Annotated in this window: 7 protein-coding genes and 3 pseudogenes; 8 read left to right on the top strand and 2 right to left on the bottom strand. The window is 72.2% G+C overall.

Features of this window, described 5'->3' with window-relative positions; genetic code table 11:
- The first annotated feature begins 164 nt into the window (after positions 1 to 164).
- The 4 genes and pseudogenes from BM536_RS09625 (at position 165) to BM536_RS09610 (ending at position 7,300) form a co-directional block, all read left to right on the top strand.
- Positions 165 to 2,384: a 1,4-beta-glucanase gene (locus tag BM536_RS09625; protein WP_094102807.1), complete on the top strand. Its 2,220-nt coding sequence runs from the start codon at positions 165 to 167 to the stop codon at positions 2,382 to 2,384.
- Entirely contained in the window at positions 2,384 to 4,351 is a 1,968-nt protein-coding gene (locus tag BM536_RS09620; RefSeq protein WP_094102806.1) for a beta-galactosidase, read from the top strand. Before BM536_RS09625 ends, BM536_RS09620 begins: the two co-directional genes overlap by 1 nt.
- Positions 4,348 to 6,539 (top strand): annotated as a pseudogene (locus BM536_RS09615) (glycosyl hydrolase family 95 catalytic domain-containing protein). The gene BM536_RS09620 and the pseudogene BM536_RS09615 overlap by 4 nt, the downstream one beginning before the upstream one ends.
- A gap of 47 nt (positions 6,540 to 6,586) precedes the next feature.
- The gene (locus BM536_RS09610) at positions 6,587 to 7,300 is read left to right on the top strand and encodes a glycoside hydrolase family 12 protein (protein WP_073494105.1); all 714 of its coding nucleotides are present in this window, start codon (positions 6,587 to 6,589) and stop codon (positions 7,298 to 7,300) included.
- A 311-nt stretch (positions 7,301 to 7,611) separates the two neighbouring features.
- Here the strand turns inward: BM536_RS09610 and BM536_RS09605 are convergent, their stop codons facing one another.
- Together BM536_RS09605 and BM536_RS09600 are read right to left on the bottom strand one after the other, a co-directional pair.
- A complete protein-coding gene (locus BM536_RS09605) occupies positions 7,612 to 9,660 on the bottom strand; it encodes a glycoside hydrolase family 31 protein (RefSeq protein ID WP_073499233.1) in 2,049 nt (682 codons plus the stop codon).
- A gap of 129 nt (positions 9,661 to 9,789) precedes the next feature.
- A pseudogene (locus tag BM536_RS09600) lies at positions 9,790 to 10,802 on the bottom strand (LacI family DNA-binding transcriptional regulator).
- A gap of 843 nt (positions 10,803 to 11,645) precedes the next feature.
- Between BM536_RS09600 and BM536_RS09595 the strand changes: the two are divergent.
- The 4 genes and pseudogenes from BM536_RS09595 to BM536_RS09580 form a co-directional block, all read left to right on the top strand.
- Positions 11,646 to 13,580: an acyl-CoA dehydrogenase family protein gene (locus BM536_RS09595; RefSeq protein ID WP_073499235.1), complete on the top strand. Its 1,935-nt coding sequence runs from the start codon at positions 11,646 to 11,648 to the stop codon at positions 13,578 to 13,580.
- A 116-nt stretch (positions 13,581 to 13,696) separates the two neighbouring features.
- Positions 13,697 to 14,952 (top strand): annotated as a pseudogene (dxr, locus tag BM536_RS09590) (1-deoxy-D-xylulose-5-phosphate reductoisomerase).
- A gap of 8 nt (positions 14,953 to 14,960) precedes the next feature.
- Positions 14,961 to 16,253, top strand: a complete 1,293-nt coding sequence (locus BM536_RS09585) for a M50 family metallopeptidase (RefSeq protein WP_211362862.1) — start codon at positions 14,961 to 14,963, stop codon at positions 16,251 to 16,253.
- A gap of 169 nt (positions 16,254 to 16,422) precedes the next feature.
- Positions 16,423 to 16,616, top strand: a 194-nt coding sequence (locus BM536_RS09580) for a flavodoxin-dependent (E)-4-hydroxy-3-methylbut-2-enyl-diphosphate synthase (RefSeq protein WP_158086517.1), incomplete at its 3' end; no start/stop codon positions are given.

Below are 16,616 nucleotides of genomic sequence, written 5' to 3'. Positions count from 1 at the left end.
CCGCTGCCTGCGGCTCCCCGTCGGGTGGGCGACGGAGGGCTCCCCGCTCGAGCACGGCCGAGAGCGGGGGAGGCACCCGGCAGCGCCCGCCACCTGACCCGGCCCCGGCACCACGCCACCCGCACCCCGGCCCACCGTCCCTCCCCCCCCCTGCGAGGTCACCCATGCACACCTCCCCCCTCAACCGCCGCACGGTACTCGCCGGGACGGCGGCCGCCGCGGCCCTCACCGCCACCCCCGCCCTCCAGGGCCGTACCAGCGCCGCGGAACAACCGCCGAGCCCCACCTACCGCTGGCGCACCGCCGTCATCGGGGGCACCGGATTCGTGACGGGTGTCCTCTTCCACCCCACGGTCCGAGGCCTCGCCTACGCCCGCACGGACATCGGCGGCGCGTACCGCTGGGACGACCGCACCGCCCGCTGGACCCCCCTCACCGACCACCTCGGCTGGGACGACTGGAACCTCCTCGGGGTGGAGGCCGTCGCCGTCGACCCGGCCCACCCCGCCCGCGTCTACCTGGCCCTCGGCGCGTACTCCCAGTCCTGGGCCGGGAACGGCGCGATCCTGCGCTCCGAGGACCGCGGTGCCACCTGGACCCGCACCGACCTGACCGTGAAGCTCGGCGCCAACGAGGACGGCCGCGGCACGGGCGAGCGCCTCCTCGTGGACCCGCGCGACAGCGACACCCTCTGGCTGGGCACCCGGCACGACGGACTCCTGAAGTCCACCGACCGCGGGGCCACCTGGAAAGCGGCGGACACCTTCCCGGCCGCCCCGAACCCCACCGGCCAGGGCGTCACCCTCCTGGTCGCGGCCGGCCGCACGCTCTACGCCGGCTGGGGCGACTCGGACGGCACGACGGCGTCGGCCAACCTGTTCCGGACGGCGGACGGCACCACCTGGGAGCCCGTCCCCGGACAACCCGCCGGCACCGCCGCGAAGGTCCCGGTCCGCGCCGCGTACGACCGGCACACGCGTGAGCTGTACGTGACGTACGCCAACGCCCCGGGCCCCAACGGCCAGTCGGACGGCAGTGTGCACAAGCTGGCCACGACCACCGGCAAGTGGACCGAGGTCACGCCGGTGAAGCCCGGCGGCACGACCCAGGACGGCTCCGCCGACACCTTCGGGTACGGCGGGGCCGCCGTGGACGCCCGCCGCCCCGGCACCGTCGTGGTCTCCACCAACAACCGCTGGGCGGCCGTCGACACCCTGTACCGCACGACCGACGGCGGCCGCACCTGGACCTCCCTCAAGGACTCCGCGGTGTTCGACGTCTCCGAGACGCCCTTCCTCAAGTGGGGCGAGGCCGCGCCCAAGTTCGGCTGGTGGATCCAGGCGGTGGCCGTCGACCCGTACGACTCCGAGCACCTCGTGTACGGCACCGGCGCCACCCTCTACGGCACCCGCGACCTCAGGCGCTGGGCCCCGCAGATCCGCGGCTTGGAGGAGACCGCCGTACGCCAGCTGATCTCGCCGCCGACGGGCGAGGCGCATCTGATCAGCGGACTCGGCGACATCGGCGTGATGTACCACGAGCGGCTCACCGCCTCGCCGTCGCGCGGCATGGCCACCAACCCCGTCTTCGGCTCCGCGACCGGACTCGCGCAGGCCGCGCTCAGGCCCTCGTACGTGGTCCGCGCGGGCTGGGGCGACCACGGCAACGGCGCCTTCTCGCGGGACGGCGGCCGGACCTGGGCGCCCTTCGCCGCCCAGCCCGCCATCGCGAAGGACGCGCCGGGGCCGATCGCCGCCAACGCCGACGGCAGCGTGCTGCTGTGGTCCTTCGTGCACTGGGACGGCACGAAGCACCCGGCCCACCGGTCGTCGGACAACGGGGCCACCTGGACCGAGGTCCCCTCCTTCCCCAAGGGCGCCACACCGGTCGCCGACCCGGCCGACCCGGCGGTCTTCTACGTCTACGACACCGACGCGGGCACGCTGCTGGCCAGCACCGACGGCGGCCGTACCTTCACCGCGCGGGCGACCGGACTACCCTCCGGGGACAGCCAGTTCAAGGTGGTCGCGGCGCCGGGACGCTCCGGCGACCTGTGGCTGAGCGCCAAGTGGAACGGCCTGTACCGGTCCACCGACGGCGGCGCCGGCTTCTCGAAGATCGACAGCTGCTGGGCCTCGTACACCCTCGGCTTCGGAAAGGCCGCCGACGGGGCCGACTACCCCGCGATCTACCAGGTCGGCTCCACCGGGACGATCACCGCCGTCCACCGCTCCGACGACGGCGCGAAGACCTGGATGAGGATCAACGACGACGCCCACCAGTGGGGCTGGACCGGCGAGGTCATCACCGGCGACCCGCGGATCCACGGCCGCGTCTACCTGGCCACCAACGGGCGCGGCATCCAGTACGGGGAGCCCGTCTGATGCCCGGCCTGAGCACGGCGACGAACGGCCGCATCCTGTTCGGCGGCGACTACAACCCCGAGCAGTGGCCCGAGGAGACCTGGCACGAGGACGTCCGGCTGATGAAGGACGCCGCGGTCAACTCCGTCACGCTCGGCGTCTTCTCCTGGTCGAAGCTCGAACCCACCCCGGGAGAACGCGAGTTCGGCTGGCTGGACCGGCTCATGGACCTGATGCACGAGCACGGCATCGGGGTCGTCCTGGCCACCCCCACCTCCTCGCCGCCGCCCTGGATGGGACACCTCCACCCGGACACGCTGCCCGTCGACCAGGACGGGCGCACCGAGTGGTGGGGCGGCCGCCAGCACTTCTCGCACTCCAGCGCCACCTACCGCCGCTACGCCGCCGCCGTCACCGAGGACCTCGCAGCCCGCTACGGCGGCCACCCGGCCCTCACGATGTGGCACATCAACAACGAGTACTGCACCTACGACTGGAGCGACGAGGCCGCCGCCCGCTTCCGCCGCTGGCTCCAGGGCAGGTACGGCACCCTCGACGCCCTCAACGAGGCCTGGGGCACCGCCTTCTGGAGCCAGGGCTACGGCGACTGGGCCGAGATCCACACGCCCCGCCACGCCCACTACCTGAAGAACCCCAGCCAGGTGCTGGACTTCAGGCGGTTCACCTCCGACATGCTCCTGGAGTGCTACACCGCCGAGCGGGACATCGTCCGCCGGGCCACCCCGCACACCCCGGTGACGAGCAACTTCATGCCGCTGTGGGCCGGCCAGGACGCCTGGCGCTGGGCCGCGGAGGAGGACGTCGTCTCCGTCGACCTCTACCCCGACCCGCGCGACCCGGCCGGCGCCCAGCACGGCGCCCTCGTCCAGGACATGACCCGCTCGCAGGCCCGCGGCCCCTGGATGCTGATGGAACAGGCGGCCGGACCGGTCAACTGGCGCGGGGTGAACCACCCCAAGCCGCGCGGACTCAACCGCCTCTGGTCGCTCCAGGCCGTGGCCCGCGGCGCCGACGCCGTCTGCTACTTCCAGTGGCGCCAGTCCCGCCAGGGCGCGGAGAAGTTCCACTCGGGCATGGTCAGCCACGCGGGGGAGGAGGGCCGTACCTACCAGGAGGTCAAGCAGCTCGGCGCCGACCTGGCGAAGATCTCCGGGCGGGTGACGGACCGGCACACCGTCAACGACATCGCGATCCTGCACGACTGGCACGCCTGGTGGGCGAGCTCCCAGGACGGACGCCTCTCCGCGCACGTCGACCACCCGACCGTCCTGCACGCCTGGCACCGCGCCCTGTGGGAGTCCCACCTCACCACCGACTTCGCCCACCCCGAACACGACCTCGGCGGATACAAGCTGGTCGTCGTCCCGCAGCTCTACCTCCTCACCGACGCCGCCGTCGACAACCTCCTCGCCTACGTCCGCGGCGGGGGCACCCTCGTCAGTGGCTTCCTGACCGGCGTCGCCGACGAGGACGACCGGGTCCGCCCCGGCGGCATGGACCCCCGGCTGCGCGACCTGTTCGGCATCCGCACCCTGCACGAGTGGTGGCCGCTGGAGCCGGGGGAGCCGGCCGAGTGCGACGGCTTCCGCGGCACCCTGTGGTCGGAGGAGATCGAGAAGACCGAGGAGGCCGTGGCGGAGGCCTCGTACAAGGGCGGAGAGCTGGACGGCCTGCCCGCCGTGCTCCGCAAGGGCCGCGCCTGGTACGTCTCGACGCTCCCCGAGCCCGAGTCCCTGCGCGAGCTGCTCGCCCGGATCGCGGCCGGCGCGGGAGCCGCCCCGGTGCTCGCCGGGCTGCCCGGCCAGGTGGAGGCCGTCCGCCGCGGTGACCTGCTGTTCCTGCTCAACCACGGGCGCGAGGCCGTGACCGTCGAGGTGCCGGGCAGCCACCGGGACCTCCTCACCGACGCCGAGGTCAGCGACGAGATCACCCTCGGCCGCCACGGCGTCGCGGTGCTGACGCCATGACCGCCGGCCCCGTCCACGGCACCTGGGAGCCACGCCCGGCCGCCCGCTGGGAGGACGGCTTCCTCGGCGGCAACGGCCGGCACGGAGCCCTCGTGTTCGGAGATCCGAACGACGACCGGGTCATCGTCACCCATCACACCCTCGTCCGCCCCAACGGCGCCGAACACGCCGAGCCCCCGCGACTCGCCGGCGAACTCCCCGCGCTCCAGGCCCGGTTGCTCGCCGGAGACCTCACGGCCGCCGAGGACTTCACCGACGGACGGCCCCTGCAATGGGTGCAGCCCTTCCACCCCGCCTTCCAGATCCGGCTGCGACGACCGGACGCCGCCGCCCGCGACTACCGCCGTGGCGTCGACTTCTCCACCGGCGAGATCACCGCCGCCACCGCCGGCTGGACCAGCCGCGTCCTCGTCTCCCGGGCGGACGACGTGATCGTCCAGCACATCACCGGCCCCGGACCGAGCCTGGACATCACCCTGGACCACCGGCTCGCGAACGTGCCCGCGGGCCTGGGCGTCGGCCACGGGGCGCTCCTCACCCCGGAGGCGCCGTCCTCAGCCTCCGCGCCCGCTACCCGGACAGCGACCGCGCCTACACCGGAGTCACGCTCGTCGCGGTGACCGGCGGCCGGCTCTCCCTCGCCGCCCCCGGCGCCCGGGTCGAGGACGCCGAATCGGTCCTGCTCCTCACCCGCGTCCGCCGTCACACCGGCGACCTCGACGTCGCCGAGGAGACCCGCGCCCTGCGCGCCGTCCTCGCCGGACGGTCGTACGACGAACTCCGCGACCGGCACACGACACTCCACCGCACCGCCTACGAACGCGTCGGCCTCGACCTCGCCGCCGACCCCGGCGAACGCGCCCTGCCGGGCTCGGAGCTGCTGAAGCGTCCGGACGCCACGGCGCTGCTGGAGCGGCTCTTCGCGGCAGGCCGCTACCACCTGCTCAGCGCGAGCGGCGTCTTCCCGCCCCGCCTCACCGGCCTGTGGACCGGCGACTGGGACACGGCCTGGGCCGGCGCGTTCACCACCGACGCCAACCTCAACCTCCAGACGGCGTCGGCGGCGGCAGCCGCCCTGCCCGAGGTCACGGCGGCCCTCGCCGCCCTGATCCACGGGCAGGCGGACGACTGGCGCGAGAACGCCCGCGCCATCTTCGGCGCCCGAGGCGTCGTCGCCCCGCCGCACACCGACGGCGAGTCGGGACTGACGTACCACTTCAGCCGCGAATTCCCCCTCCACCTGTGGACCGCCGGCGCCGACTGGCTCCTCAAGCCGCTCGTCGACCACGACGAGATCCGCGGCGAACAGGACCCGCGCACCGCCGCCGCGCTCGCCGAGGTCGCGCTGTTCTACGAGGACTTCCTCACCCGCACCGACGCCGACGGGCACCTCGTCGTCGTCCCGTCCTACTCACCGGAGAACCGGCCCGCGAACGCGAGCTGGGGGGCGGTCAACGCGGCCATGGACCTCTCCGCCGCCCGGCACGCGCTCCTCACCGCCGCCGCCTACCACCCCGACCACGCGGCCCGCTGGCGAGCCCTGGCCGACCGCCTCCCGCCGCACCGGACCAACGCCGACGGCGCCCTCGCCGAATGGGCCTGGCCCGGCCTCGACGACACCTACGACCACCGCCACCTCAGCCACCTCTACGCCGTCTGGCCCCTCGACGAGATCAATCCCTACGACACCCCCCGGCTCGCCGCCGCCGCCCACCGCGCCCTCGAACTGCGCGGCGCCGAGAACGACTCCGCGCACGGCCACCTCCACCACGCGCTGATCGCGGCCCGGCTCCGCGACGGCCGACGCGTCACCGAGGCCCTCGCCCAGGTGCTGCAGGGCGACTTCTTCCACGCCTCCCTCGATGAGCGCCCACTACCCCCACCGCGACGTCTACAACGCGGACGCCGCCCACACCCTGCCCGCCGTGCTGATCGAGGCACTCGTCCAGTCGACCCCCGACCGGCTGGTCCTGCTGCCCGCCCTCGGCCCTGCCCTCCCGGCGGGCGAACTCCGGGGCGTACGCACCCGGTTCGGCGCCGACCTCGACCTCGCCTGGGGCCCGACGGAGCCCGCGCCGTCCTCAGGCCGCACCGCACACACCGCATCGAAGTCCGGACTTCCTCCGGCACGGAGCCGCTCGACCTCGTCGCCGGAGAAGACCACGTCCTCACCCTGGGGGCGTGGTGACTCCCCGCAATTCCCCCGCATCTCCCCCCACCCATGGAAGGGACACCATGGCATCTCGCACGCTCGGCAGGGTCACCAAGGCCCTGCTCGCCCCCGCCCTGGCGCTCGGCGCCACCATCGGCCTCGCCTCCGCCCCCGCCCAGGCAGCCGTCTGGAACTCCTGCGAACAGTGGGGCAACACCAGCCTCAACGGCTACACCCTCTACAACAACATCTGGGGCTCCGGCGCCGGCAGCCAGTGCGTCTGGGCCAACTCCGGCACCAACTGGGGCGCCTGGGCGAACCACCCCAACACCGGCGGCATCAAGTCCTACCCGAACTCCAAGAAGGTGATCAACAAGACGATCACCTCACTGGGCTCCCTCAGCAGCAGCTACAACGTCACCGTCCCGTCGTCCGGCGCCTACAACTCCTCGTACGACATCTGGGACACCGACTACGACTACGAGATCATGCTCTGGGTCAACAAGACCGGAGCCGTCGGTCCCCTCGGCACCTCGCAGGGCAACGTGACGCTGGGCGGTCACACCTGGACCGTCTACAAGGGCGACAACGGCGCCAACGAGGTGTTCTCCTTCATCCGCACCTCGAACTCGTCCTCCGGCACCGTCCAGATCCTCCCCATCCTCAAGTGGATCAAGGACACCAAGGGCTGGATGGGCAACGAGACCATCGGCGACGTCCAGTTCGGCTTCGAGATCACCTCGTCCTCGGGCGGCCTGAACTTCCAGACCAACAACCTCACCGTCAGCAGCAGTTGACCGGGCGGGGGTGGGATCTCCCGGAGCCCGTGCGGACCCCCACCCCCTCCGCGTCATCCTGGTCGCCGCCGCCGCGCCGCTCGCCACACCGGGCACCGCGACGGCGGCACCCACTCGGCGCCACGGTCGCGGCCGTGGCGGCCGGGCGGTCCAGCCGCACGTCGCCCGCACGGCCCCCGCCCCCCGCTGCACCCCGACGTCCCGCACACCCGCGCCCTCGTCCGCTTCCTGGCCTCGGTCCGCCCCCGCGGACGGACCACGCGGCCGGTCCCTCCCGGGGGAGACCGGCCGCGTCCGCGCGCCCGCCGTGGCTACTCGGCCACGGGCAGCCGCGCCCCGTCCCGCAGGAACAGCGGGATCCGGTCCAGCGGGGCGTCGACCGTCACGGCCGTACCGCCCTCGTACGTCCGACCCGTCCACGCGTCCGTCCAGCGCGCGCCCGCCGGAAGGTAGGCCGTACGGGCCGTCGCGCCCGCCGTGAGGACCGGGGCGACCAGCAGATCCCGGCCGAAGAGGTAGGAGTCGTCGACGGACCAGGCGGCCTGGTCGTCGGGGAATTCCAGGAACAGCGGCCGCATCACCGGCAGCCCCTCCTCGTGCGCATCCCGCATCACCTGGAGCACGTACGGCTTCAGCCGCTCGCGCAGCCGCAGGTACTTCTCCAGGACCGCCCCGGCCTCCTCACCGTACGACCACACCTCGTTGGGGCCGCCGGTCATCTGGGGGCCCAGCGGCGTGCCCGGGTCGCGGAAGCCGTGCAGGCGCATCAGCGGGGACAGCGCGCCGAACTGGAACCAGCGGACCAGCACCTCGCGGTACTCCGGGTCGTCCGGGTCGCCGCCGTGGAAGCCGCCGATGTCGGTGTTCCACCAGGGGATGCCCGACAGGGCGGTGTTGAGGCCGGCCGCGATCTGGCGGCGCAGGGTCGGGAAGTCGGTGCCGATGTCACCGGACCACAGGGCGGCGCCGTAGCGCTGACTGCCCGCCCACGCCGACCGGTTGAGGGTGATGATCTCGTCGTCGCCGCTGCCGGACGCGCGCAGGCCCTCGTAGAAGGTGCGCGCGTTCTCGGCCGGGTACATGTTGCCGACCTCCAGGCCCGGACCCGCCCAGTAGCGCAGGTTCTCCGGGAAGCCCGGCTTCAGCTCCGGCTCGCAGGCGTCCAGCCAGAACGCCGTGATCCCGTAGGGAGCCAGGTAGTTGTCGCGGACCCTGGACCACACGAACTCGCGGGCCTCCGGGTTGGTGGCGTCGTAGAAGGCGACCTGGACCGTGGAGGCGACCTCCTTGTCCGGCCAGTCGGCGTGCGCCATCGGGCCGTACTGGGTGCCGATGAAGTAGCCGCGCTGCTCCATCAGCTGGTGGTTCTCCGACAGCGGGGACACCGACGGCCAGACGCTCACCACGAGCTTCACGCCCAGCTCGTCCAGTTCGCGGACCATCGCGGCCGGGTCGGGCCACTCCTTCAGGTCGAACTTCCAGTCGCCCAGGTGCGTCCAGTGGAAGAAGTCGCACACGATGACGTCCAGGGGCAGCCCCCGCCGCTTGTACTCCCTTGCCACCGCGAGGAGTTCCTCCTGAGTGCGGTAGCGCAGCTTGCACTGCCAGAAGCCCGCCGCCCACTCCGGCAGCATCGGCGTACGGCCCGTCACCGCGCTGTAGCGGCGCTGGGCGTCGGCCGGGGCGCCCGCGGTGACCCAGTAGTCGATCTGCCGGGCCGAGTCGGCCACCCAGCGGGTGCCGTTGTGCGCCAGCTCCACCCGACCGATCGCCGGGTTGTTCCACAGCAGGGTGTAGCCCCGGCTGGAGGTGAGCACCGGGATGCCGACCTCGGCGTTGCGCTGGACCAGGTCCAGGACGAGGCCCTTCTGGTCGAACCGTCCGTGCTGGTGCTGGCCCAGGCCGTACAGCTTCTCGTCGTCGTAGGCGGCGAAGCGCTGCTCCAGGCGGTGGTGGCCATTGCCGACGGCCGTGTAGAGACGCGAACCGGGCCACCAGAAGTGGGCGCGCTCCTCGGCCAGCAGCTCCCGGTCGTCGGAGGTGTCCAGGAAGCGGATCATGCCCTCCGCGTCCACCTCGACGGTCAGCGCGCCGACCGTCAGCCGCCCCCGCCCGTCCTCGATCTTGACCGTGGACGAGGCCGGCGGCGCCTCCGCGAGCAGCGCGCCGGGCAGACCGTCGAGAACGGGACCGCCGAGCCGCGCACGGACCCGGACCCCGTCCGGACCCCACGGCTCGACCCGGACGGTCTCCTGACGGCCGCTCCATTCCAGCGCGCCGTCCCGCTCACGGAACGTCCCGACGGTGGGAGACGACTGCGCCAGGCTGACCTGAGGCTGGTTTTCGGCAGGCTGATTCACGTGGCGTGCTCCTGTGCTCCTGGAGGAGTGGGACATGCGGGTGCCACGGGCGGGCACCGGTGCGGTCCGTGGTGTGGGAGAGGCGTGTGCGAGAGGTGTGCGGCAGGGACGTGCGGGAGGTGCGGTGGGTCAGGAAGCGGCCGGCGCGGGGCCCGAACTCGCGCGGACCGTCAGTTCCGGGGCGAGCAGCACCACGTCGTCGTCACCCCGGCGATCGAGCTTGGCGACCAGGTACTCCACGGCCCGCCGCCCCATCTCCTGCGCGGGGATGGCGACCGACGTCAGCCGCACCGACGCCTGCACGGCGACCTGGTCGGGACAGATGGCGACCACGGACACGTCCTCGGGGACGGCCCGGCCCTGCTGCCGCAGCAGCGCGAGCAGCGGCTCGACCGCCGACTCGTTCTGCACGACGAACCCGGTGGTGCCAGGACGCTCGTCGAGGACCCGGGCCAGCGTCACCGCCATCGCGTCGTACCCGTTCTCGCACGGGCGGTGCAGCACCCGCAGCCCCAGTTCCTTCGCCCGGGAGCGGAGTCCTTCGAGGGTGCGCTCGGCGAAACCGGTGTGCCGCTCGTACACGGCGGGCGCCTCGCCGATGACAGCGATGTCGCGGTGTCCGAACGTCGCCAGGTGCTCCACGCACAGCGCGCCGGTCGCGGTCCAGTCGAGGTCCACGCAGGTCAGGCCCGTGGTGTCGGCGGGCAGCCCGATCAGGACCGACGGCTGGTCGGTGCCGCGCAGCAGCGGCAGCCGCTCGTCGTCGAGCTGGACGTCCATGAGGATCATCGCGTCGGCGAGCCCGCTGCCGGAGACCCGGCGCACGGCGTCGGGGCCCTCCTCGCCGGTGAGCAGCAGGACGTCGTAGCCGTGCGTGCGGGCGGTGGTGGCGACCGCGATGGCGATCTCCATCATCACCGGCACGTACATGTCGGTGCGCAGCGGGATCATCAGCGCGATGATGTTCGACTTGCTGCTGGCCAGGGCCCGCGCGCCCGCGTTCGGGTGGTAGCCGAGCTGGCGGATGCTCTGCTCCACCGCTCCCGGGTGGTCGCGGAGATGGACCGCTTGCCGCTGAGGACATAGCTCACCGTGCTCGCCGAGACTCCGGCGTGCTGGGCGACCTCGGCGAGGGTGACCATCCAGCTCTCCAAGATGTGTGAAGCGCTTCGACAGTGCGCAGGGGGAACAAGGGCGGGTGAGGGTGCTTTGACAGTAGCTCTAGCGCGAGTGGGTGTCCATAGGTTGTCGAAGCGCTTCGACAGGGTTTCTTCGGGACTTCGCCGAACCGGTCGCGCGGGCCGGTCCGGCGGCCCCGACTCCGTCGGCCGCGGCGGCCTTCCGCGCCGCTGCGGCCGCTGGAGGACGTACGGGAACCGTCCCCCCGGAAGGACCCCTGAGGCAACACCGCGGACCCGCCTTTCCCGGGGGGCGAAGGGCTTCGCCGCCGCCGTCGGCGTCACAGGTCGACGGGGCGTGGATGGCGTGCGCCGGCCCGCCGATCCGGGTCGGCGCCGCAGGAGGTGGTCGAACGGGGGCTTCTCCGTCTCAGCGAACCCCGGCGTCACGAGCGTCGCCCACGACCTGGGCCGCGCGGCAGGAACACCACGGGCCGGCGGGACCGGCCCACCGGCGGGATCGTGATCCGGCCCGACCGCCGGGGCGGGCCACCCCCGACCTCGACGACTCCACCCGGGCACTCGTCCGGCGCAAGCTCCTCGGTAACGACCGGCCCGCCGGACTCCACCCGGGCACTCGTCCGGCGCAAGCTCCTCGGCAACGACCGGCACGCCTCCGGAACCGAGTCCGGCACCGGGGGCTCCAGGGGAAAGGGCCGCCCGGACACCACGTCGTGCTCGGTCGACGTCGGCCGATCGGACGCGCGAGGGGTGGTGGGCTCGCCCGGGATCGGGTACCAACGATCGGGTAGCACCCATCGGTAACCAACGTGGTCCGAGAACCCGATTCGCGGCGAGGTGAGCCTCATGTCCGCACCACCCCTCAAGAAGCCCGTCGTCACCGAACGTGAGGCCCGTCAGGTGGCGGAGGCCGCCCGGGAACAGGACTGGCGCAAGCCCAGCTTCGCCAAGGAACTCTTCCTGGGCCGTTTCCGCCTCGACCTCATCCACCCCCATCCCGTCCCCACCGGCGAGGCCGTACGGCGCGGAGAGCAGTTCCTGGCCAAGCTCCACGAGTTCTGCGAGACGCGGATCGACGGCGCCCTCATCGAGCGCGAGGCCCGCATCCCCGACGAGGTCGTACGCGGTCTCAAGGAACTCGGCGCCCTCGGCATGAAGATCGACCCCAAGTACGGCGGGCTCGGTCTCACCCAGGTGTACTACAACAAGGCGCTGGCCCTGGTCGGCTCGGCCAGCCCGGCGGTCGGCGTGCTGCTCTCGGCACACCAGTCGATCGGCGTGCCGCAGCCGCTGAAGCTGTTCGGCACCGACGAGCAGAAGCAGCGGTTCCTGCCGCGCTGTGCCCGCACCGACATCAGCGCCTTCCTCCTCACCGAGCCGGACGTCGGCTCCGACCCGGCCCGCCTCGCCACCAGCGCCGTACCCGACGGGGACGACTACGTGCTCGACGGGGTCAAGCTGTGGACCACCAACGGCGTGGTCGCCGACCTGCTGGTCGTGATGGCCCGGGTGCCGAAGAGCGAGGGCCACAAGGGCGGCATCACCGCCTTCGTCGTGGAGGCGGGCTCGCCCGGCGTCACCGTCGAGAACCGCAACGCCTTCATGGGCCTGCGCGGCATCGAGAACGGCGTCACCCGCTTCCACCAGGTCCGGGTCCCCGCCGCGAACCGCGTCGGTCCCGAGGGCGCGGGCCTGAAGATCGCCCTGACCACCCTCAACACCGGCCGGCTCTCGCTGCCCGCCTCCTGCGTGGCGGCCGGCAAGTGGAGCCTGAAGATCGCCCGCGAGTGGTCGGCGGCCCGCGAGCAGTGGGGCAAGCCCGTCGCCCACCACGAGGCGGTCGGAGCGAAGATCTCCTTCATCGCGGCGACGACCTTCGCCCTGGAGGCCGTGCTCGACCTGTCCTCCCAGATGGCCGACGAGGACCGCAACGACATCCGCATCGAGGGCGCCCTGGCCAAACTGTTCGCCTCCGAGATGGGCTGGCGGATGGCCGACGAACTGGTCCAGATCCGCGGTGGACGCGGCTTCGAGACCGCCGACTCCCTCGCCGCCCGCGGCGAGCGGGCGGTCCCCGCCGAACAGGTCCTGCGCGACCTGCGCATCAACCGCATCTTCGAGGGCTCGACGGAGATCATGCACCTGCTGATCGCCCGTGAGGCCGTCGACGCCCACCTCTCGGTCGCCGGCGACCTCATCGACCCCGACAAGTCCCTCCAGGACAAGGCGAGGGCGGGCGCCAACGCGGGTGTCTTCTACGCCAAGTGGCTGCCCAAGCTCGTCGCGGGACCCGGTCAACTCCCGAACTCGTTCACCGAGTTCAAGCACGAGGTCGACCTCTCCCCGCACCTGCGCTACGTCGAGCGGCACGCCCGCAAGCTGGCCCGCTCCACCTTCTACGCCATGTCCCGCTGGCAGGGCCGCATGGAGACCAAGCAGGGCTTCCTCGGCCGGATCGTCGACATCGGCGCGGAGCTGTTCGCGATGAGCGCGGCCTGTGTGCGCGCCGAGCTGCTGCGCTCCCGCGGCGAGCACGGCCGTGAGGCCTACCAGCTCGCCGACGTCTTCTGCCGCCAGTCCCGCATCCGCGTCGAGGAACTCTTCACCCGCCTGTGGTCCAACACCGACGACCTCGACCACAAGGTCGTCAAGGGCGTCCTCGCGGGCACCTACGAGTGGCTGGAGCAGGGCATCGTCGACCCCTCGGGCGAGGGCCCCTGGATCGCCGACACCACTCCGGGACCGTCCGAACACGAGAACGTCCGTCGCACGATCGGGTGACACCGGGCACACCTGGCCAGGGCTGTCCCCCCAAGAGCACCCCAAGAGCCCCCCAGGAGGGGGCCGTGGGGGGACACCCTGTCCACGCCCCCGTGCGTTGCGGCAACAATGGGGGAATGAGCGACAGTCCAGCCCTCCTCGCCGACCCGCACCTCGCCTTCGACCCCGTGGCGGGCGACGGCCCCAAGGACGTGGTGGTCCTCGGGTCGACCGGGTCGATCGGCACCCAGGCCATCGACCTCGTGCTGCGCAACCCGGACCGCTTCCGGGTGACCGGCCTGTCCGCCAACGGCGGCCGGATCGCCCTCCTCGCCGAGCAGGCCCGCCGACTGCGGGTGCGGACCGTCGCGGTCGCCCGCGAGGACGCCGTACCCGCCCTGCGGGAGGCCCTGAGCGGCGAGTACGGCACTGCCGAGCCGCTCCCCGAGATCCTCGCCGGACCGGAGGCGGCCACCCAGCTCGCCGCCTCCGACAGCCACACCGTGCTGAACGGCATCACCGGCTCCATCGGCCTCGCGCCCACCCTCGCCGCCCTGGAGGCGGGCCGCACCCTCGCGCTCGCCAACAAGGAGTCGCTCATCGTCGGCGGCCCGCTGGTGAAGGCGCTGGCCAAGCCGGGCCAGATCATCCCCGTGGACTCCGAGCACGCGGCGCTCTTCCAGTGCCTCGCGGCCGGCACCCGCGCCGACGTCCGCAAGCTCGTCGTCACCGCCTCCGGCGGCCCCTTCCGCGGCCGTACGAAGGAACAGCTGGCGCACGTCACCGTCGAGGAGGCCCTGGCACACCCCACCTGGGCCATGGGCCCGGTCATCACCATCAACTCCGCGACCCTCGTCAACAAGGGCCTGGAAGTCATCGAGGCACACCTCCTCTACGACATTCCCTTCTCCCGCATTGAGGTGGTCGTGCATCCCCAGTCGTATGTCCACTCGATGGTTGAGTTCACGGACGGATCGACACTGGCGCAGGCGACGCCGCCCGACATGCGCGGGCCCATCGCCATCGGCCTCGGCTGGCCCGAGCGGGTGCCCGACGCGGCCCCCGCGTTCGACTGGAGCAAGGCGTCGACGTGGGAGTTCTTCCCGCTGGACGACGAGGCCTTCCCCTCGGTGAACCTCGCCCGGCACGTGGGCGAGCTCGCGGGGACGGCCCCGGCGGTGTTCAATGCCGCCAACGAGGAGTGCGTGGAGGCGTTCCGCAGGGGCGCGCTGCCGTTCAACGGGATCATGGAGACCGTGACGAGGGTCGTCGAGGAACACGGCACCCCGCGCGCGGGAACCTCGCTCACCGTGCCGGACGTCCTCGAAGCGGAGACCTGGGCACGGGCCCGGGCCGGGAACTGGCGGTACGGACGGCGGAGGCCCGCGCATGACGACCCTGATGTTCATCCTCGGCATAGTGGTCTTCGCCGTCGGCCTGCTGGTGTCGATCGCCTGGCACGAGCTGGGGCACCTGTCCACCGCCAAGCTCTTCGGCATCCGCGTGCCGCAGTACATGGTCGGCTTCGGCCCGACGCTCTTCTCGCGGCACAAGGGCGAGACCGAGTACGGCATCAAGGCCATCCCGTTCGGCGGCTACATCCGCATGATCGGCATGTTCCCGCCGGGTGACGACGGCCGCGTCACGGCCCGCTCCACCTCACCCTGGCGCGGCATGATCGAGGACGCCCGCTCGGCGGCGTACGAGGAACTCCGGCCCGGCGACGAGACGCGCATGTTCTACACGCGCAAGCCGTGGAAACGGGTCATCGTGATGTTCGCGGGTCCCTTCATGAACCTGATCCTCGCGATCGCCCTGTTCCTCACCGTGCTGATGGGCTTCGGCATCCAGCAGCAGACAACCTCCGTCGCCTCCGTCTCGCCCTGCGTCATCGCGCAGAGCGAGAACCGCGACACCTGCAAGAAGTCCGACCCGGCCTCCCCGGCCGCCGCCGCCGGCATGGAGAAGGGCGACAAGATCGTCTCCTTCGCCGGACAGCGCACCGAGGAGTGGGCGACCCTCTCCGACCTCATCCGGGTCAGCGCCGGCAAGGAAGTCGAGATCGTCGTCGACCGGGACGGCCGCGAGGTCACCCTGAACGCGAAGATCGCCACCAACCAGGTCGCGAAGAAGGACGCCAACGGCACCTACGTCCAGGGCGAGTACGTCAAGGCCGGCTTCCTCGGCTTCAGCGCGGCCACCGGAGTCGTCAAACAGGACTTCGGCGAGTCCGCGACCTGGATGACCGAGCGGGTCGGCGACGCCGTCGACTCCCTCGCCGCCCTGCCCTCCAAGGTCCCCGCCCTGTGGGACGCGGCCTTCGGCGACGGTCCCCGCGAAGCGGACTCCCCGATGGGCGTCGTCGGCGCGGCACGGGTCGGCGGCGAGATCGCCACCCTCGACATCCCGGCCTCGCAACAGCTCGCGATGTTCGTGATGCTGCTCGCCGGCTTCAACCTCTCGCTGTTCCTCTTCAACATGCTCCCCCTGCTGCCCCTCGACGGCGGGCACATCGCGGGCGCCCTGTGGGAGTCACTGCGCCGCAACATCGCCAGGGTGCTGCGCCGCCCCGACCCCGGCCCCTTCGACGTGGCGAAGCTGATGCCGGTGGCCTACGTGGTGGCCGGGATCTTCGTCTGCTTCACCCTCCTGGTGCTGATCGCGGACGTCGTCAACCCGGTGAGAATCTCCTAGCCGTACGGCGTTCACCGGCGCCGGCACGATCTGTGCCGGGCCGCCTTCCATCGAGTGGGTTCGACGGCCGCGAGGTGCCCGGGGAGGGGCCGGTGCCGTAATCTCGAAGCCTGGAGCCCGCCACCGACGGGACCTGGACCTTGATCCACGACTTGGGGTTGCACAGCAGATGACTGCGATTTCTCTCGGCATGCCGTCCGTTCCGACCAAGCTCGCCGAGCGCCGGAAGAGCCGGCAGATCCAGGTCGGGTCCGTGGCGGTCGGCGGGGACGCCCCGGTGTCCGTCCAGTCGATGACGACGACCCGGACGTCCGACATCGGCGCGACGCTCCAGCAGATCGCCGAGCTGACGGCGTCCGGCTG

The sequence above is a fragment of the Streptomyces phaeoluteigriseus genome (assembly GCF_001896135.2).
GTDB lineage: Bacteria > Actinomycetota > Actinomycetes > Streptomycetales > Streptomycetaceae > Streptomyces > Streptomyces phaeoluteigriseus.
Note: the sequence above shows the minus strand (reverse complement) of the source record. Positions and strands in the feature narration are given on the sequence as shown.

Bases quoted from the DNA above. Each gene is read 5' to 3' on its own strand.
- BM536_RS09625 (WP_094102807.1), top strand. From the start codon at position 165: ATGCACACCTCCCCCCTCAACCGCCGCACGGTACTCGCCGGGACGGCG.
- BM536_RS09620 (WP_094102806.1), top strand. From the start codon at position 2,384: ATGCCCGGCCTGAGCACGGCGACGAACGGCCGCATCCTGTTCGGCGGC.
- BM536_RS09610 (WP_073494105.1), top strand. From the start codon at position 6,587: ATGGCATCTCGCACGCTCGGCAGGGTCACCAAGGCCCTGCTCGCCCCC.
- BM536_RS09595 (WP_073499235.1), top strand. From the start codon at position 11,646: ATGTCCGCACCACCCCTCAAGAAGCCCGTCGTCACCGAACGTGAGGCC.
- BM536_RS09585 (WP_211362862.1), top strand. From the start codon at position 14,961: ATGTTCATCCTCGGCATAGTGGTCTTCGCCGTCGGCCTGCTGGTGTCG.